The organism is Streptomyces sp. cmx-18-6 (assembly GCF_046548915.1).
Lineage (GTDB): Bacteria > Actinomycetota > Actinomycetes > Streptomycetales > Streptomycetaceae > Streptomyces.
The window spans coordinates 64828-81848 of the sequence record NZ_JAEBEP010000007.1; the positions used below are offsets into that span (position 1 = coordinate 64828).

The following is a 17021-nucleotide window of genomic DNA, read 5'->3' on the forward strand; positions in this document are numbered from 1 at the left end:
TCTACGGTGGATACCTCGCCCATCTCCGTAGGCGACACGATGAATTCGTCCGGAGTGGGCGAGGGGTGGACGTCAAGGGCGTATGCGTCAACTTGAGGTTCACCAGTGGTCGATTGGTGGCGAGTGCCCTTCGCTATACCGACACGGAAGGACGCCAGCAGGTGGCCTGGACACCGGCCGCCAGCACGATCCCCGTTCAGGTGGGGAAGACCGCGCAGGTGACGTACGACCCCGAGGGGAAAGCGGCCCCTCTGGTCAATGGCGCCGCCCAGGGGACAGGCTCGTACGGGGTCGCCGCGGGATGTCTCGTAGTGTCGGCGATTCTTCTCTTCAACGGGCTGCGCATCATCTGATCTCCACCTTCTGGCCGGGCGGCGAGTCTGGAGTCAGGGAAACGCCGCTCCGGAGTCGGCCGGGCCCGACAGTCCGGAGCGACGCGTCCGCCCGGCGTCCGCCCGAGGTGCGACGTGCGACGTGCGTCACGGCGTGAGAGCCGCGGCGGCGCGTCACGGCCCGGGAGCCGCCACGTGACACCGCGGCGCGGGAGACCCCTGACGCACCGGTTCCGGGAGTCGGCCGGAGAGCCGCCCGCCGGTGCCGGGGAGGCGTACTCGGAGGTCGCCTGCCGGTGCCGGGGAGGCGTACTCGGAGGTCGGCGGCCCGGGCGGGCCGGGGGTGGACAGCATTTGTTTTGACCCAGGTCCGTGAGGTAGGTACGCTCAAGCCTTGTGCCTGGGGTGTGCCTGGGCTCCGGTGCGTGTCCTCAACCGCATCGCGAGCCTGTCAGTGGCCACCGCAATCTGCGCCCCTTCTGCCCCTAGGGCGGGAGCCTGCAGTATTCGACACACCCGACCGCGTGGGTCGGTGATGTTCCAGGTTAGTTTCACGAACGGCACACAGAAACCGGAGAAGTAGTGCCTACGATCCAGCAGCTGGTCCGGAAGGGCCGGCAGGACAAGGTCGAGAAGAACAAGACGCCCGCGCTCGAGGGTTCGCCCCAGCGTCGCGGTGTCTGCACGCGTGTGTTCACGACCACCCCGAAGAAGCCGAACTCGGCACTCCGTAAGGTCGCGCGTGTGCGTCTGACCTCCGGTATCGAGGTCACGGCCTACATCCCGGGTGAGGGACACAACCTGCAGGAGCACTCCATCGTGCTCGTGCGTGGTGGCCGTGTGAAGGACCTGCCGGGTGTTCGTTACAAGATCATCCGCGGCTCCCTTGACACCCAGGGTGTCAAGAACCGCAAGCAGGCCCGCAGCCGCTACGGCGCCAAGAAGGAGAAGTAAGAATGCCTCGTAAGGGCCCCGCCCCGAAGCGCCCGGTCATCATCGACCCGGTCTACAGCTCTCCTCTTGTCACCTCGCTGATCAACAAGATCCTCCTCGACGGCAAGCGTTCCACCGCCGAGCGGATCGTGTACGGCGCCATGGAGGGCCTCCGCGAGAAGACCGGCAACGACCCGGTCATCACGCTGAAGCGCGCGCTTGAGAACGTCAAGCCCTCGCTCGAGGTCAAGTCCCGCCGTGTCGGTGGCGCCACCTACCAGGTGCCGATCGAGGTCAAGCCCGGTCGCGCCTCCACCCTCGCTCTGCGCTGGCTCGTCGGTTACTCCCGCGCCCGCCGCGAGAAGACCATGACCGAGCGCCTCATGAACGAACTGCTCGACGCCTCCAACGGCCTCGGCGCTTCGGTCAAGAAGCGCGAGGACACCCACAAGATGGCCGAGTCCAACAAGGCCTTCGCGCACTACCGCTGGTAGTCGCTACCCACATCGAGACCGAGAGAAGATTGAGCCTTATGGCCACCACTTCGCTTGACCTGGCCAAGGTCCGCAACATCGGGATCATGGCCCACATCGACGCGGGCAAGACGACCACCACTGAGCGGATCCTCTTCTACACCGGTGTGAGCTACAAGATCGGTGAAGTCCACGACGGCGCTGCCACGATGGACTGGATGGAGCAGGAGCAGGAGCGCGGCATCACGATCACGTCTGCCGCGACGACCTGTCACTGGCCGCTCAATGATGTTGACCACACCATCAACATCATCGACACCCCGGGTCACGTCGACTTCACCGTCGAGGTGGAGCGTTCGCTCCGCGTCCTCGACGGCGCCGTCACCGTGTTCGACGGTGTGGCCGGCGTCGAGCCGCAGTCCGAGACCGTCTGGCGTCAGGCGGACCGCTACGGCGTTCCGCGTATCTGCTTCGTCAACAAGCTCGACCGCACCGGCGCCGAGTTCCACCGCTGTGTCGACATGATCGTCGACCGCCTGGGCGCGGTCCCGCTCGTCATGCAGCTCCCCATCGGCGCCGAGGCCGACTTCAAGGGCGTCGTCGACCTCGTGTCGATGAAGGCTTTCGTGTGGCCCGAAGAGGCCGCCAAGGGCGAGATGTACGACACCGTCGAGATCCCGGACACCCACAAGGAGGCCGCCGAGGAATGGCGCGGCAAGCTCCTTGAGGCCGTGGCCGAGAACGACGACGCCATGATGGAGCTGTACCTCGAGGGCGACGAGCCCACCGAGGACCAGCTGCACGAGGCGATCCGCCGCATCACCCTGGCGTCGAAGGGCAGTGCCGACTCCGTCACCGTCACCCCGGTGTTCTGTGGCACCGCGTTCAAGAACAAGGGCGTCCAGCCCCTGCTCGACGCGGTCGTCCGCTACCTGCCTTCCCCCCTGGACGTCGAGGCCATCGAGGGCCACGACGTCAAGGACCCGGAGAAGGTCATCCAGCGGCGCCCCTCGGACGACGAGCCGTTCTCCGGCCTGGCGTTCAAGATCGCGAGCGACCCGCACCTGGGCAAGCTCACCTTCGTCCGGATCTACTCCGGTCGCCTGGAGGCCGGCACCGCGGTGCTGAACTCCGTCAAGGGCAAGAAGGAGCGCATCGGCAAGATCTACCGCATGCACGCGAACAAGCGTGAGGAGATCGCGTCGGTGGGCGCCGGCGACATCATCGCCGTCATGGGCCTGAAGCAGACCACCACCGGTGAGACGCTGTGCGACGACAAGAACCCGGTGATCCTGGAGTCCATGGACTTCCCGGCGCCGGTCATCCAGGTCGCCATCGAGCCCAAGTCCAAGGGTGACCAGGAGAAGCTGGGTGTCGCCATCCAGCGCCTCTCGGAGGAGGACCCCTCCTTCCAGGTGCACTCGGACGAGGAGACCGGCCAGACCATCATCGGTGGTATGGGCGAGCTCCACCTCGAGGTGCTCGTCGACCGCATGAAGCGCGAGTTCCGCGTCGAGGCGAACGTCGGCAAGCCCCAGGTCGCGTACCGCGAGACGATCCGCAAGGCCGTCGAGCGCATCGACTACACGCACAAGAAGCAGACTGGTGGTACCGGCCAGTTCGCGAAGGTGCAGATCGCCCTTGAGCCCATCGAGGGTGGCGACGCCTCGTACGAGTTCGTCAACAAGGTCACCGGTGGCCGCATCCCCCGTGAGTACATTCCCTCGGTGGACGCGGGCGCCCAGGAAGCCATGCAGTTCGGCATCCTGGCCGGTTACGAGATGGTCGGCGTCCGCGTCACCCTTCTCGACGGTGGTTACCACGAGGTCGACTCCTCGGAGCTCGCCTTCAAGATCGCCGGTTCGCAGGCGTTCAAGGAGGGTGCCCGCAAGGCGTCCCCCGTGCTCCTGGAGCCGATGATGGCCGTCGAGGTCACCACGCCCGAGGACTACATGGGCGATGTCATCGGCGACCTCAACTCCCGCCGTGGCCAGATCCAGGCCATGGAGGAGCGCAGCGGCGCTCGCGTCGTGAAGGGCCTCGTGCCCCTCTCGGAGATGTTCGGCTACGTCGGAGACCTCCGCAGCAAGACCTCGGGTCGCGCAAGCTACTCGATGCAGTTCGACTCCTACGCCGAGGTTCCGCGGAACGTCGCCGAGGAGATCATCGCGAAGGCCAAGGGCGAGTAACTCTCCCGAGCTCACGCTTTAGGCTTGTCACCGGAGCCTGGTAGGGCATGCACCGCGCAGCGGAAGCTGTGCGGCGCATGCCCCCGGCCCCGGCACCCCAGCAAAGATCACCTGGCGCCGATGAAGCAAGGCGTACAGAACCACTCAGGAGGACCCCAGTGGCGAAGGCAAAGTTCGAGCGGACTAAGCCGCACGTCAACATCGGCACCATCGGTCACATCGACCACGGTAAGACGACCCTCACGGCCGCCATTACCAAGGTGCTGCACGACGCGTACCCGGACCTGAACGAGGCTTCGGCCTTCGACCAGATCGACAAGGCTCCCGAAGAGCGCCAGCGCGGTATCACCATCTCCATCGCGCACGTCGAGTACCAGACGGAGTCGCGTCACTACGCGCACGTCGACTGCCCGGGTCACGCCGACTACATCAAGAACATGATCACGGGTGCGGCGCAGATGGACGGCGCCATCCTCGTCGTCGCCGCCACCGACGGCCCGATGCCGCAGACCAAGGAGCACGTGCTCCTGGCCCGCCAGGTCGGCGTTCCGTACATCGTCGTCGCCCTGAACAAGGCCGACATGGTGGACGACGAGGAGATCATGGAGCTCGTCGAGCTCGAGGTCCGTGAGCTCCTCTCCGAGTACGAGTTCCCGGGCGACGACCTCCCGGTCGTGCGCGTCTCGGCGCTCAAGGCTCTTGAGGGCGACAAGGAGTGGGGCCAGTCGGTCCTGAACCTGATGGCCGCCGTCGACGAGTCCATCCCGCAGCCCGAGCGTGACGTCGAGAAGCCGTTCCTGATGCCCATCGAGGACGTCTTCACGATCACCGGTCGCGGTACGGTCGTCACCGGCCGCATCGAGCGTGGTGTCCTCAAGGTCAACGAGACCGTCGACATCGTCGGCATCAAGACCGAGAAGACCACCACCACGGTCACCGGCATCGAGATGTTCCGCAAGCTGCTCGACGAGGGCCAGGCCGGTGAGAACGTCGGTCTGCTCCTCCGTGGCATCAAGCGCGAGGACGTCGAGCGCGGCCAGGTCATCATCAAGCCGGGTTCGGTCACGCCGCACACCGAGTTCCAGGCGCAGTCCTACATCCTGTCGAAGGACGAGGGTGGCCGTCACACCCCGTTCTTCAACAACTACCGCCCGCAGTTCTACTTCCGTACCACGGACGTGACGGGCGTTGTGACCCTTCCCGAGGGCACCGAGATGGTCATGCCGGGTGACAACACCCTCATGGACGTCGCGCTGATCCAGCCGGTCGCCATGGAAGAGGGCCTGAAGTTCGCCATCCGTGAGGGTGGCCGGACCGTGGGCGCCGGCCAGGTCACCAAGATCATCAAGTAGTTTCTGCTTGGTCGTCTGACCTGGTCGCTCGCACAGAGCACCGAGAAGGGCCCCGCACCTCGCAAGAGGTGCGGGGCCCTTCGTCGTATCCGAATGCCTCAGGGGTACGGGGCCGGGCGCGCGGCCCGTGCGTCATGGGCGGGGTGCGAGGGCTCCCGGCGACGACGGCACGGTGGCCGTCAGGGTGAAGGTCCCGCCCTCCGCCCCGGCGGTGAACTCCCCGCCCAGCGCGAGGACCCGGCTGCTGAGCCCCGCCAGACCCGTGCCCTGCCGTCCGGAGGCCGGGGCCGTAGGCTGCCGCCCGGACGGCAGGGCCGGGGGCTGCCGCCACGATGCCGGTGCCGGGGGCTGCCGCCCCGATGCCGGTGCCGGGGGCTGCCGCCCCGATGCCGGTGCCGGGGGCTCGGCTTCCGCCTTCGCCCCCATCCCCGTACCCTCCTCGGCGCCGTCGTTGCGGACCGTCAGCCGGATCGCCGTACCCTCCGCCCGCAGGGTGATCGCGCAGTGCGTGGCCCGGCTGTGCTGGAGGACGTTGCCCACGGCCTCGCGCAGGACGAAGCGCAGGCAGCCCACGGCCGCCGGGTCGGGCTCGACGCGCGGCGGCAGCACCGTACGCACCTCCACGCCGGAGGCGGTGAGCACCCTCTGCGCATGGGCCAGCTCATCGGCGAGGGAGAGGCCGCAGCCGTCCGGCCGGCTGATCGACCGCACGTCGTCGTGCAGCCGCCGGGCCAGCCCGATGATCTCCCTCAGCGCGTCGCGCTCCTGCCCGGGGCGGACGGACCCGGCGGGCCCTTCGGACCCGGCGGGCTCTGCGGACTCGGCGGGCGCGGCGGGCTCTGCGGACCCGGTCGGCTCTGCGGCCCTGGCGGGCTCAGCGCCACCGGCGGGCCTCGCCGCTACCTCGGCGGACCCGCCCGCCGGCGTATCGCTGTCGCGCAGCGCGGCCTCGCCCTGGAGCACGATCGCCGTCAGCGACGACCCGACCAGGTCGTGCAGGTCCTGTTGCATCCGCGCCCGCTCCCGCTGCTCCGCGAGGTGCGCCGCGTGTTCCCTGCTGCCGTGCAGCCGGGCCGTGAGCAGGGCCAGGTGGGCCACCGCGAACACGGTGCTGGCGGTGATCGCCGTGCCCAGCAGGACGTTCAGCGGGTTGCGGTCGGTGTCGATCAGCCCGGTGGTGGCCAGCAGGGGGCCGCTGGCCCCGACCGCCAGCGCGAGCGGTACGGAGGTGTTCGGCGGCAGCGTCAGCAGGACGGCCCCGGCGAGGAAGCCCAGCAGGCTCAGCCACCGGTAGTGGAAGAGCAGCAGCGGGATATAGGTGAGCACCGCCTGCACGAGCAGCAGTCCCCACCGCCAGCGGTAGGGCAGCCGGTACGGCGGCGGCGCGTACTGGCCCAGCATGACCGCGGGCATCAGCACCAGCACGGTCAGCCCGGCGACCACCGTACGTCGGCCGAGCGGCGAGGCCGCCACGTCCAGGGCGACGAGCGCGAGCGACCCGACCACCAGCACGACGAGCGCCCCGAAGGCCACGCCGGAGCCCTGGGGCGTGGCCCCTCCGAGGCGTGTCGCCCAGGGTGAGCCCCCTCCGAGGCGTGCCGCACGCCGCATGTGTCCGCCCCCCGGGTCTCTTCCCTCATGCCGTGTGCCCTGGTCCTGGTCCTGGTCCTGGTCCTGGCCATTGTCCCGCAGGGGTGGCGACCACCCGGGGCCGCGTCCTCGCGTACCCGGCCCGCCGCCCCGCCCGGCGTACTCCCGGCAAACAGAGAACGCTGGGTGACTAAAGGGAACAGACCCGCCAACCGGTTCGCCGTGGCGGGCATACCCCGGTTCGGTCGGCGGCCTGGCCGCTCTCGGGGCGTCGGCGCTGTTCTGCCTGTTCTCCCCGTTCGTGCTGCCGGTCCTCCGGGAGCCGCGTAAGGCCGAGCCCCCGAAGGTCGATGACGCGGAGACGAGCGACGTTCCCCGTCCTTGATCCCATGGTCCGGGCGGGCGTGAAGATCTCACTTCCTCCGGCCGGCCCCGCGTGGTCGGATCGACCCTGACCGATCTGCGCCCTCCGCCCACAAGGCGTTCGCGGCGCGTGACGCAACGGGGAGCACGGGGGCCATGACAAGGCGAACGAGGCGCGAGAAATCGGAGATCGCCGCGGTGTGGGCGGTGGCCGGGGCGGTGCACGCTCTCGCCGTCCTCTGCGCGGCGCTGCGGGGGCCGGGAGCGCTCCTCTGGTTCCTGCCCGCGCTGCTCGGGTCGCTCCTCGCGGTGTGGTGCGTACGCCGGGGGGTCCTCGTCGCCGTACGCTCCCGGGCCTCCGCCCGCACGGACATGCCCGCCCGGGCCTCCGCCCGCACCGACCTGCCCGCCCGGGCCGCTTGCCGCACGGACACGTCCGCCCGGGCCGCCGCCCGCACGGACACGTCCGCCCCGGCCCCCGGCGATAATCGGGCATGTGATCAGGGTGCTGGTGGTCGACGACCATGACGTGGTGCGGTCCGGGCTGACGGCGCTCCTCTCGGCCGAACTCGGCATAGAGGTGGCCGGTCAGGCGGCGGACGGACCGGCCGCGCTCGTCGAGGCACAGCGGCTGCGCCCGGATGTGGCGCTGCTCGACATCGACCTGCCGGTGCTGGACGGGATCACGGTCGCGGCGGAGCTCGCGCACCGGCTGCCGTCCTGCCGGGTGCTGATGCTCACCGCGCTCGACCGGCCGGGCCATCTGCGCCGGGCGCTCGACGCCGGAGCCGCCGGTTACCTGCTCAAGAGCGCCACCCCGGCCCAGACCGCCGACGCCGTCCGGCGGATCGCCGCGGGAGGCCGGGTCATCGACCCCCGTATGCGCGGGGAGGAGCGGTCCGTAGCCAGTCCGCTCACCGACAAGGAGACCGAGACCCTCCGGCTGGCGGCCACCGGCGCGCACTCCCGGGAGATCGCCGCCGACCTGTTCCTCAGCGTGGGAACCGTACGCAACCGGCTCTCCTCGGCGGTCGGCAAGCTCCACGCCCGCACCCTCGTCGACGCCGTGCGGATCGCGACGCACCAGGGATGGTTGTGACGTACGAGGGATGGTTGTGACGCACCAGGGGTGGCTGTGACGCGCCAGGGGTGGCTGTGGCGCACCACGGGCCGGTAGGGCCGTACATGGATGTAGGGCCCCGGTACCTCAGGGCGGAGAGGTAAGGGGGCCCTACGGTTCTACGGGGGCGGCGGGTCGGTCAGGTGCCCGCCAACCCACGGGGGGACGTCAGGTCAGACGCCCGCGATGGACTGGATCCAGGACCGGTACGCGGTGACGTTCGTGTACGCGGTCGTGGTCTGCCGGTCGCTGGTGGAGGCCACGCCGACCTGGATGCCGTTGGCCGTCATCGGGCCGCCGGAGTCGCCGCCGGCCGTGATGCCGTTGCCGCGCCGGGCGCAGATCGCCGACCCGCCGTACGCGTCACCGCAGCCGCCGGAGACGGTCACGTTGGCGACCTTCAGGTAGCGGGACTGGCAGTTGGCCTCGGAGCCGCACTGCGAGGTCGCGCCCCAGCCCCAGACCTGGACGCTCTGGCCGACGCTCACCGAACCGGGGTTGCCGAGACGGGAGTACGTCGTCTGCACGGACCGGTCCAGGCGGACCAGGGAGATGTCCGCGCTGTGGTTGTACGTCTGGACGCCGTTGGCCACCACGCCGCCGCTGTGCTGGTCGAGGCTGCCGATGCGGAACGACAGGCCGCCGCCGCTGACGCAGTGTCTGGCGGTGAGGATCCACGTCGGCGCGATGATCGTCGCCGAACAGGTCTCCCTGCCGTTGGAGAAGAGGCGCGCGGCCCACGGCGCGTTCTGGGCGTAACCGCCGCCGATGATCTGCGTGGTGGGAGGCGGGGCGTCCGTCAGCGGGGGCGCGGGGGCGGCGGTGGCGGTGGGGGCGAGAAGAGCGAGGACGGTGGCCGCCGCCGCGAGGGCAGCGGGAACTAGCCTTGCTATTCGCATGGTTCCTCATTTCGGGGATCACGCTGAGGGGCGTGTTTGTGGGGGTTGACGGCCCCAGGGTGTCGAAGAACCATCCGGCCGGGTACTAACGCTTTCCCATAACACGGCGTTATGCCCCGGCGAACTCTAGGTAGCGTCACCCACACGATAGGCCCACGGCTCCGCGTCCGGTCCGAGCCCCACCACGGTGGGCGTCCCGTCCGCGTCGAGGTGGAGCGCGGCACCGTCCAGGGCGACCGGCCCCCGCGACCGTACGGCGGTGGATCCGGCGGTGCGGAGGCAGAGCGCGCCCTCCGCGTCCCGGCCGAGCAGGACCGGCCCCCGGGGCGAGCGCGCGGCGGCCACCGGCCCGTAACCGTCGAAGCGGAGGCCGGGGGCCATCTCGCCGCCCACCGGGGTCAGTTCGGCGGCCCCGCCCCTCGCCACGGTGAGCTCGGCAGCGGCGGCGGCCCGGTAGTACAGCTCCACCGATCCGTCCGGCGCGGCCACGGCGGCCGGTGCGTGGGAGGGAGTGGGGGCCTCGGTGAGCTGGGTGCGGGCGGTGACGTCCAGGCCCGGGGCGTCCTGGGTCCAGTGGTGCACGGCGTGGTGCCCGGCCGCGTACACGTGCACGCGCCCCGCCGCGTCCACCACCGCGCTCAGCCCGTCCTGCACCTCGCCGCCGCCCATGTCACGCCACGCGCTCCAACGACCGCTCCCCGCCTCGCGTATGCGGGTGCTCAGGCCCTTCTCCGCGTTCCGTACGAAGAGGTGGACGCGCCCGTCCGGGGTGGCGACGGCCACCGGTATGCCGATGCGGCGGCCGTGGTCGCGGCCGGTCGCGGGGTTGCCGAGCCCCCGCCAGGCGCGGAAGGGCCCGTCCGGGGCGCGCTGCTCCAGGAGCACGATCTCGCGCTCGTTGGCCGAGCCGTGCCCGCCGAGCGCCGCGAACCGCAGCCCGAACAGCAGTTGCCGCCCGTCCGACGTGACCGCCGCGCCCAGCACCGGGGCGAGCGGCCCGCCGCCGAGGTCGTCCGGCGCGTCCCACACCCCGCTGCCGGGCGCGCTCTCGCGCCACCGCACGGCGCGCAGCCCCAGCACCCCGTACGCGGTGAGCCGGCCGTCCGCCCCGGAGGCGACGGCGGCACGCGGCCCGGGGTAGCGGTGGTGGGTGGCGCGGACCCAGTCGTTCCGGCTGGTCAGGGGCCTGCCGCCGCCCACGTTGTAGTCGCCGCAGCCGGACGGGTTGCCGCACTCCCAGTCGGGCGAGCCGCCGTACGGGACGAGGTGGGCGGCCTTCCGCTCCAGCACGGCGGGCGGCAGGTTCTTGGGCCAGTGCCGGTTGTAGTAGCCCCGGAAGGACGTGACGACGAACCCGGGCACGGGCTCCCCGGCCGCCGTCGCCCGCGCCGCCCAGCGGATCAGAGCCGCCCAGGCGAAGCAGCCGGCCGCGGTGTGGTCGGCGTGGTCGGAGTACCCGCGCTGCTCGCTGTCCCGGCGGCGCTGGGCCTCGCTGCTGAACCGGAGGTCCGGGTCGGGGTCGAGGGTGTGCACAAGCGTGGGCCGGTAGCGCTCCAGCAGCCCGACGAGGACGTCGATGAGACCGTCGTACGTATACGAACCGGCCCTGTCCGCAGGGGAGTTGTCGGCCACGACAGTACGCAGCACGAGCTGCCGGTCCTGCCAGAGGCTGGGCAGCCCGAGGCGGCCGCGCCCGGTGTGCATCGCGGTGTTGAGGAAGACCAGCTCGACCCGCCGCGCCCCGTGGACCAGCACGTCGACCTCGGCCCGGTGGCCGCCGTGCAGGGGGAGCACGGACCGCTCCCAGGGCGTGAAGCGGTCGAGCCCGAGCAGAACCGCGTACGCCTGGCGCAGACCTTGGTGCCGGGAGGAGGAGTACGCGGCGGGGTCGGGGGCCGGGCGGGGCGCCCCGGGGATCTTGTTGACGCCGTCCGCGTCGCCCGCCGTCAGGTACACGCAGACCAGCGGGGTCCCGGCGTCCAGCGCCTGCCGGGTGTCCGGGTTCATGAAGTACAGGTCGTCGTCGGGGTGTGCCAGGAACTGCACGATCTGCGCCCGCCGCGTGCGCGCTATGGCCAGCCCGGGAGCCGGGTCCGGCACGGGCCCCCGACGCCGGGGAGCCGGTACGGCACACCCGCTGAGCGCGGCGGCGGCGGCCGCGAGGAGGGCGGTGCGCCGGGGCACGCGTATGCGGGACAGCACAGATCGATCCACCACGCCGCGCACTCCGTCCGCTCCCGCTTCCCCCGCAGCGGACGAACGGTCGCCCGGTGCTGCGTACCCCTGGGTACTTCTCGTACTTCGCTACTTCGTTACTTCGATACTTCGTTACTTCGTGCAGGTCAGCGGCTGGTCGAGCCGGTACCTGTGGGGGATAGACGAGGATCGGGGCGGCTGGGTTGCCTGGGCGGGGAGTGGGGTGGCGCACCTTTGGGCGGCCGTGGGGGCTGGAGCGGCAGACCGGGCCCCATGGACGCAGGACTCGCCGCACCGCTGGGCGCCGCTGTGGGTTCCGTGAGGCCGACCCGGAGCGCTGAGCCCGTGCCCCACGCTCAAGCAGCGGCTTGCTGCTGCTGGTGGTGCTGGTGGTGCTGGTGTTCGGTCCGGCAGTCGCGGCAGCGGCCGGGGGCGGGGGAGCGGAAGGCCCGGTCGCAGCCCTCGCAGGTCTGGAAGGGGACGGCGGGGGCGCGACGGACGGCGATGAGCTCGTGGCTGCCGGGGAGCGGCGGCGGCAGCAGGGCGATCAGCCGGTGCTTGAGCAGCTTCGCGGGGTGCTTGAGGGGCTGGGGAGGGTCGTTGGTGAGGGCGTGCCGGATGGCGTCGGGCTTGGCCTCGCGTTCCAGCCAGACGGCGACGCCGGGAACCAGCTGACGTACGTCGCTCTCGGACAGCACGAACTGGGGTGCGTGGCGGCGCAGATCACCCAGGAGCGCGGCGGCGACACGCTCCAGCTCCGGGGTGAGCTCGCGGGGCTGGGGGAGCGGCGGGGGCGGCGGCTTGGGCGCGGTCGGCGGCGGTACGAGGACGGGGACGGGGGCTGGGCGAGCCGCCTGGGGTACGGGCGCGGGGCCGGGCGTTTCCGGTACGGGGAGGGGTGCGGGTGCGGCGGGCGCGGGGGCTTCCGGCTCCGGGACCGGCGGCACGGGCACAGGCTCCGACCCCGGGACTACCGGCTCCGGCTCCAGGTCCGCTGTCGATGCCGCTGTCGCTGTCGATGCCGCTGTCGATGCCGAGGCCGATGTCGGCAGGGCGGAAAGAGGCGGCTGGGGGGCCGCCACCGGTCGAGGCCGGGGCTGGGGCGGGGGCCGCAGCAGCGCTATGGGCTGGTTGCAGAACACCGTGCGGGTGACGATCCGGCCGCTCGGCAGGCGCGTACGGGCCCGTTGCAGATACCCGTGGGCCTCCAGCTCGCGCAGGGCGGCGGCGATGCGCTTCTCGCCTTCGGGGAAGCGGGCGGCGAGGGCCTTGACGCCGACTTCGGTCCCTCGGGGCAGCGACTGGATGCGTACCGCGATGCCCACGGCGGTGGAGCTGAGGCCGGGGTGCTGGGCGAGGTGGTTGCCGACCACGGTGAAGCGGCTGGTGTGCGGGATGACGACGTGGATCACGCCGGAAGGCGGGAGAGGTCCGGGAACCTCTGTAAGCGCGCGCAGGAGCGCAGTATTCTGCTGGGTATCCATCGGGAAGCGTCTTCTTCCTTGGTGGTCAGGCCCTCGCTCGGGATTGCAGTCCCGGCCGGGGGCCGACGTATGTCTGGCTGTCTGTTGGCGTGAGCATATGCCTGCCAACCGACCCAAAATCCAGCCCAGTTGCCAAACCTCACCCGTGTGGGTGACGAGCCCCCGGAACGCCCCCCGGGGTGCGTCAGGTAGCGGCCGGGTGGGGTCGGGTGGGGTTCTTTCTCTTGGTTCTTTGAGTTGTTTACGTCGCGCGCCACCACGTCGTGGCCGAGCGCGATCCGGTGGCGGTACACCGGATCGCGCCGACGCACGACCCGGTGGAGTTCATCCCCGTACGAGGGCGAGTTCGGCCCAGACCGTCTTACGCGGGACGGGCCCGGGAGCGACGCCCCAGTGGTCGGCCAGAGCCTCGACGATGAGCAGGCCCCGCCCGCCTTCCGCGTCGTCCTCGGGCACTTTGACGGCCCCTGGCCCGGGCGGAGCGCTGTCACCCCGGGTGTCGGTGACCTCGATCCGCAGCGTGCCTCCGTCGAACGTCAGGCTCAACTGGAAGTCCCGGCCCGGTACGCGGCCGTGGACCATGGCGTTCGCGGCCAGCTCGGCGACGATGTGCCCCGCTGACTCCGAGGGGAGCCCCCACGCGCCGAGATGGGCCACGGTGAGCAGCCGGGCGAGCCGGGCGCCCCGGCGAGTGGGGGAGAGCAGCACGCTGAACGCCCGGCTGTCGGCGGGGCGTTGGGTGCGGACGATTTCTTGATTCATGTCACTCAGCGTGGCCGCCTCCGCGTACGCTGCACAGTGATTGAGCCCTTGCGTACGGTGACTGTCCGAGCCTTGTCCGGCCTTGTCCGGGCTGTCCGGGGTGACGCACGGGGAACGGACGCCGTTGACACGGGAACGGCACGCACGTCGGAAGTGGGGGGCTCGCATGAGCGCTGTTGGCGACGGTACGGAGCGAGCGGACGGCGGTGCGGACGAGCCCGGTTGGGACGTCGATCCGGACGACGAGTCGGGCGTCGCGGTGGTCACCGCGGTGGGCCGCCAGATCAAGACGTGGCGCGAGGCGGCGGGCATGAGGGCGGCCGAGTTCGGAGCGGCGCTGGGGTACGGCGAGGATCTCATCTACAAGGTGGAGGGCGGCAGCCGCATCCCCCGCCCGGAGTTCATGGACGGGGCCGACGCGGTCCTGGGGGCGGCCGGCAAGCTCGCGGCGATGAAGGCGGACATCGCGGAGGTGCGGTATCCGAAGAAGATCCGGGACTTGGCGAAGCTTGAGGCCAAGGCTGTAGAGCTCGCTGCGTACGGCAGCCACAACCTGCACGGTCTGTTGCAGACGGAGGAGTACGCCAGGGCGCTGCTCGGCACACGCCGCCCCGTCCTGTCGCCGGACGACCTGGAGCGCGCTCTGGCCGGGCGGATGGCCAGGCAATCCATCTTCGACCGAGCGCCCGCCCCCGAGCTGAGCTTTGTCCAGGAAGAGGCGTCACTGCGCCGTCCGATCGGCGGTGTCGAGGTGTGGCGCAGGCAGCTCGAAAACCTGCTTCGCCTAGGGGAGTTGCCCTTCGTGGACATCCAGGTGATGCCGACCTCCCGGTGGGATCACCCAGGAACGGGTGGGCGGATCCAAGTGCTGAAGTTCGCAGATGGCACAGCCGTCGGACGGGCCGATGACGAGTTCGCCGGTAGGCCCATTTCCCACCCGAAGCAGCTCCGTATTCTTGAGCTAGGGTTTGGAGCCATCCGGGCTCGGGCGCTCACGCCGGAGGAGTCCGTGACCTTCATCGAGCAAGTGCGGGGAGAGACATGACCTATAGGCCCTCTGCCGGGGAAGCGTCTGAGCTGCGGTGGTTCAAGAGCAGCTTCAGCGACAGCAGCAACCCCAACGACTGCGTAGAGGTCGCGGCTGCCCCGGACACCGTCCACGTACGCGACTCCAAGCACCCCCAGGGCCCCCGCCTCGCCCTCACGCCCGCCGCCTGGGCCGGCTTCGTCCCGTATGCCGCCGGGCGCTGATACTCCCTAGCGGGTCCCCGCCGGGTTGCTGTGCAGCTTGCGGCGTTCCCGGTTGTTGGGGTGGCGGATGACTACTCCTCCCGAGCCGCCGGACCCGGTGAGCCGGATCAGCGGGGTGCCCGGGAGCCGGTCGGGGGTGGTCTCGTCCTTGAGGCCGCCGAAGCCGGGGTCCATGCCGCTGGTGTCCGCGGCCCAGGCGTCGGGGATGACGATCGTGACGCCGGACGTGTCCCCGTACGCCTCCACCGCGACCTCCGTGAGCCGGCACTCGACCCGCGTGAAGTCGACCTTCACGCCCCCCACGCCTCCGTGGGCGATCACATGCCCGGGAACCTCCCACCGTCCGGGGCCTCGGGAAGCGCCGAACGTGCCGCCCTTGAGCACCAGCGGCGGCCCGCTCGTGGGGGGCTGCGGGCTCGGCAGGTCGGCGGTCACGACGGCCAACTCGCCGTGCGTCCTGGACTTCAGCGCCCGCTCCAGACGCGCATCCAGCTCGTCGAGATCGATGCGCCCCTCGGCTGCCGCGTCACGCAGCCGCTCCACCACCGCCTCGCGGTCGTCGTGCGAGGCGCGGAGCTCTTTCGACGGGGCGGGGACCGGAGAGGACTCCGGAGTCTGGGAGGTCATGCCCGTAAGAATATGCAGTCGGCGGACGGCGATGTCGTGGTCATTTCAGGCCGCCCGCACGGGCCGTCAGCCGATCAGGGCCTCGTTGATCTGCCGGGTGGTCTGCGCGGCGACCCAGGGGTTGGCGGCGGCGTGGTGGGTGTAGGCGTTCAGGCCGGTGGCCAGGGCCCAGCCGCGGCCCCGTAGCCAGGTGGCGTCGTCCACGCCGAGCTCCGCGCGGAAGACGGCCCGGCTCCCGGCCGACATCAGGGTGTAGGCGATGGTCAGGTCGCAGGCCGGGTCGCCGATGCCGAGCCCGCCGAAGTCGATGACCGCGCTGACGCGGCCGTCGACGGTCAGCAGGTTGCCGGTGTGGAGGTCGCCGTGGAACCAGACCGGCGGGCGATCCCATCCCGGAGCGCTCAGCGCCGCGTCCCACAGCTCGGTCATGGCCGCCCCGTCGAACACGCCGTCGAGCTTCATGACGGCGGCCCGCGTCTCGTGATCCCGGACGGCCAGCACCTGGGTGGCGAGGCCCGCGCGGGCGTCCCCGGCCGGGAGGTCCTCGGGCGCGAAGCCCTGGAGGGCGGTGAGGAACCGCGCCAGCCGGGTGGCGGCCTCGGACGAGTCGGCCAGGGCCTCGGCGTTCGCCGCCTCCCCCTCCAGCCAGCGGGCCACCGACCACGGCCACGGGTAGCCGAGGTCCGGCTCGCCCACTCCTACCGGCACGGGGATGGCCAGGGGCAGGTGCGGGGCGAGCCGGGGAAGCCACTCGGCCTCCTTCCTGGCCTGCCCGATGACCCCGGGGCGACGGGGCAGCCGGACGGAGAGGTGCTCGCCGAGGCGGTAGATCACATGGTCGAGGCCCGCCGGGTCGAGCAGTCGGAGGGGCAGCCCGGCCCACTGCGGGAACTGCGCGTCGACCAGGCGTCTGACCAGGGGGGCGTCGATCGTCGGGCGGGTGTCCGCGCCACTCTCGTTTGTCGCCAAGTCGACTCCTGCGGATCGGCCCGCTCCGTGCGGCGGACGGCCGCGGCCATCCCACTGCGTCGAGGGCTCCCCTGTCGACCGGATTATCCGAAGTCCGGCCGTGCCGCTTCTGCCGTACGCCACCGGGCACGGCCCCCTGTCACACAGCGGGGCCGCGCACCAGGAACGCGTCGATCGGATCCTCCCGCTCCAGCGTGAACCCGTGCCGCTCGTACAGTCGCCGGGGGCCGACGCACCGCGGCGGCCGCGAACCGTACGGGAGAGCCCGCCCCGCCCCCGCCCGGCGACCCCGCTCCGCCGGATGCGCGCCCGCGTTTGACCGATCCCTCGCCCGGGGTAGGATCCTGGGCTCGATTGGCCAGGCCCGCGCCCCGTATGGCACACTGACCAGGTTGCTCGGTTGAGTGTCAATGCTGCGCGCCTCCCGCCGGGAGGACCGGAAGCGAGTCCCACAGTACTCGTCGGCCCTGTATGGGCCGGA

At 71.1% G+C, this 17021-nt stretch carries 16 protein-coding genes and 1 pseudogene; 9 read left to right on the plus strand and 8 right to left on the minus strand.

The features are described 5' to 3' along the window. Positions 1–65 precede the first annotated feature (65 nt). The 5 genes from ACLJPL_RS17960 to tuf all read left to right on the plus strand — a co-directional run bounded on the left by ACLJPL_RS17960 (position 66) and on the right by tuf (position 5279). The gene (locus ACLJPL_RS17960) at positions 66–353 is read left to right on the plus strand and encodes a hypothetical protein (protein ID WP_411081848.1); all 288 of its coding nucleotides are present in this window, start codon (positions 66–68) and stop codon (positions 351–353) included. Positions 354–914: 561 nt separating this feature from the next. Further along, positions 915–1286 (plus strand): 30S ribosomal protein S12, encoded by a 372-nt coding sequence (gene rpsL, locus ACLJPL_RS17965; protein ID WP_003948652.1) that lies wholly within the window; start codon positions 915–917, stop codon positions 1284–1286. A gap of 2 nt (positions 1287–1288) precedes the next feature. Beyond that, positions 1289–1759 carry a 30S ribosomal protein S7 gene (gene rpsG, locus ACLJPL_RS17970; protein WP_003966970.1) on the plus strand — a complete coding sequence of 157 codons (471 nt, stop codon included), beginning with the start codon at positions 1289–1291 and terminating at the stop codon, positions 1757–1759. 38 nt (positions 1760–1797) lie between these two features. Next, positions 1798–3927 carry an elongation factor G gene (gene fusA, locus ACLJPL_RS17975; protein ID WP_411081849.1) on the plus strand — a complete coding sequence of 710 codons (2130 nt, stop codon included), beginning with the start codon at positions 1798–1800 and terminating at the stop codon, positions 3925–3927. Between the two features lie 158 nt (positions 3928–4085). Continuing rightward, the gene (tuf, locus tag ACLJPL_RS17980; RefSeq protein WP_015610719.1) at positions 4086–5279 is read left to right on the plus strand and encodes an elongation factor Tu; all 1194 of its coding nucleotides are present in this window, start codon (positions 4086–4088) and stop codon (positions 5277–5279) included. A 132-nt stretch (positions 5280–5411) separates the two neighbouring features. Here tuf and ACLJPL_RS17985 read toward each other — a convergent pair whose 3' ends face one another. After that, a complete protein-coding gene (locus tag ACLJPL_RS17985) occupies positions 5412–6812 on the minus strand; it encodes a sensor histidine kinase (RefSeq protein WP_411081850.1) in 1401 nt (466 codons plus the stop codon). Positions 6813–7388: 576 nt separating this feature from the next. Here ACLJPL_RS17985 and ACLJPL_RS17990 point away from each other — a divergent pair. Together ACLJPL_RS17990 and ACLJPL_RS17995 are read left to right on the plus strand one after the other, a co-directional pair. Further along, a complete protein-coding gene (locus ACLJPL_RS17990) occupies positions 7389–7760 on the plus strand; it encodes a hypothetical protein (RefSeq protein WP_411081851.1) in 372 nt (123 codons plus the stop codon). After that, positions 7729–8331 carry a response regulator gene (locus ACLJPL_RS17995; protein ID WP_411081852.1) on the plus strand — a complete coding sequence of 201 codons (603 nt, stop codon included), beginning with the start codon at positions 7729–7731 and terminating at the stop codon, positions 8329–8331. Before ACLJPL_RS17990 ends, ACLJPL_RS17995 begins: the two co-directional genes overlap by 32 nt. 194 nt (positions 8332–8525) lie before the next feature. On the opposite strand, the gene ACLJPL_RS18000 is transcribed toward ACLJPL_RS17995, so the two are convergent. From ACLJPL_RS18000 to ACLJPL_RS18015, 4 genes are all read right to left on the minus strand, one after another. Beyond that, positions 8526–9251, minus strand: coding sequence for a S1 family peptidase (locus ACLJPL_RS18000; RefSeq protein WP_411081853.1), 726 nt, complete (start codon positions 9249–9251; stop codon positions 8526–8528). 126 nt (positions 9252–9377) lie between these two features. Beyond that, positions 9378–11435, minus strand: a complete 2058-nt coding sequence (locus ACLJPL_RS18005) for a PIG-L family deacetylase (RefSeq protein ID WP_411082131.1) — start codon at positions 11433–11435, stop codon at positions 9378–9380. 368 nt (positions 11436–11803) lie between these two features. Beyond that, positions 11804–12931 (minus strand): hypothetical protein, encoded by a 1128-nt coding sequence (locus ACLJPL_RS18010; RefSeq protein WP_411081854.1) that lies wholly within the window; start codon positions 12929–12931, stop codon positions 11804–11806. Positions 12932–13255: 324 nt separating this feature from the next. Next, on the minus strand, positions 13256–13693 hold the full coding sequence (locus ACLJPL_RS18015; protein ID WP_411081855.1) for an ATP-binding protein: 438 nt from the start codon (positions 13691–13693) through the stop codon (positions 13256–13258). Between the two features lie 166 nt (positions 13694–13859). Between ACLJPL_RS18015 and ACLJPL_RS18020 the strand changes: the two genes are divergently transcribed. Together ACLJPL_RS18020 and ACLJPL_RS18025 are read left to right on the plus strand one after the other, a co-directional pair. Next, the gene (locus tag ACLJPL_RS18020; RefSeq protein ID WP_411081856.1) at positions 13860–14738 is read left to right on the plus strand and encodes a helix-turn-helix domain-containing protein; all 879 of its coding nucleotides are present in this window, start codon (positions 13860–13862) and stop codon (positions 14736–14738) included. Next, positions 14735–14944 carry a DUF397 domain-containing protein gene (locus ACLJPL_RS18025; RefSeq protein ID WP_411081857.1) on the plus strand — a complete coding sequence of 70 codons (210 nt, stop codon included), beginning with the start codon at positions 14735–14737 and terminating at the stop codon, positions 14942–14944. The genes ACLJPL_RS18020 and ACLJPL_RS18025 overlap by 4 nt, the downstream gene beginning before the upstream one ends. 6 nt (positions 14945–14950) lie before the next feature. On the opposite strand, the gene ACLJPL_RS18030 is transcribed toward ACLJPL_RS18025, so the two are convergent. From ACLJPL_RS18030 to ACLJPL_RS18040, 3 genes and pseudogenes are all read right to left on the minus strand, one after another. After that, on the minus strand, positions 14951–15571 hold the full coding sequence (locus ACLJPL_RS18030; protein ID WP_411081858.1) for a DUF1707 domain-containing protein: 621 nt from the start codon (positions 15569–15571) through the stop codon (positions 14951–14953). A gap of 66 nt (positions 15572–15637) precedes the next feature. Beyond that, a complete protein-coding gene (locus ACLJPL_RS18035; protein WP_411081859.1) occupies positions 15638–16540 on the minus strand; it encodes an aminoglycoside phosphotransferase family protein in 903 nt (300 codons plus the stop codon). 139 nt (positions 16541–16679) lie between these two features. Beyond that, a pseudogene (locus ACLJPL_RS18040) lies at positions 16680–16763 on the minus strand (GNAT family N-acetyltransferase); the annotation flags it as partial. Between the last annotated feature and the right edge of the window lie 258 nt (positions 16764–17021).

Excerpts from the sequence above, each read along its gene's own strand:
- fusA (WP_411081849.1), top strand. The coding sequence starts at position 1,798 with ATGGCCACCACTTCGCTTGACCTGGCCAAGGTCCGCAACATCGGGATC.
- ACLJPL_RS18015 (WP_411081855.1), bottom strand. The coding sequence starts at position 13,693 with ATGAATCAAGAAATCGTCCGCACCCAACGCCCCGCCGACAGCCGGGCG.
- ACLJPL_RS18010 (WP_411081854.1), bottom strand. The coding sequence starts at position 12,931 with ATGGATACCCAGCAGAATACTGCGCTCCTGCGCGCGCTTACAGAGGTT.
- ACLJPL_RS18020 (WP_411081856.1), top strand. The coding sequence starts at position 13,860 with ATGAGCGCTGTTGGCGACGGTACGGAGCGAGCGGACGGCGGTGCGGAC.
- ACLJPL_RS17990 (WP_411081851.1), top strand. The coding sequence starts at position 7,389 with ATGACAAGGCGAACGAGGCGCGAGAAATCGGAGATCGCCGCGGTGTGG.
- rpsG (WP_003966970.1), top strand. The coding sequence starts at position 1,289 with ATGCCTCGTAAGGGCCCCGCCCCGAAGCGCCCGGTCATCATCGACCCG.
- ACLJPL_RS18000 (WP_411081853.1), bottom strand. The coding sequence starts at position 9,251 with ATGCGAATAGCAAGGCTAGTTCCCGCTGCCCTCGCGGCGGCGGCCACC.
- ACLJPL_RS18025 (WP_411081857.1), top strand. The coding sequence starts at position 14,735 with ATGACCTATAGGCCCTCTGCCGGGGAAGCGTCTGAGCTGCGGTGGTTC.
- ACLJPL_RS18030 (WP_411081858.1), bottom strand. The coding sequence starts at position 15,571 with ATGACCTCCCAGACTCCGGAGTCCTCTCCGGTCCCCGCCCCGTCGAAA.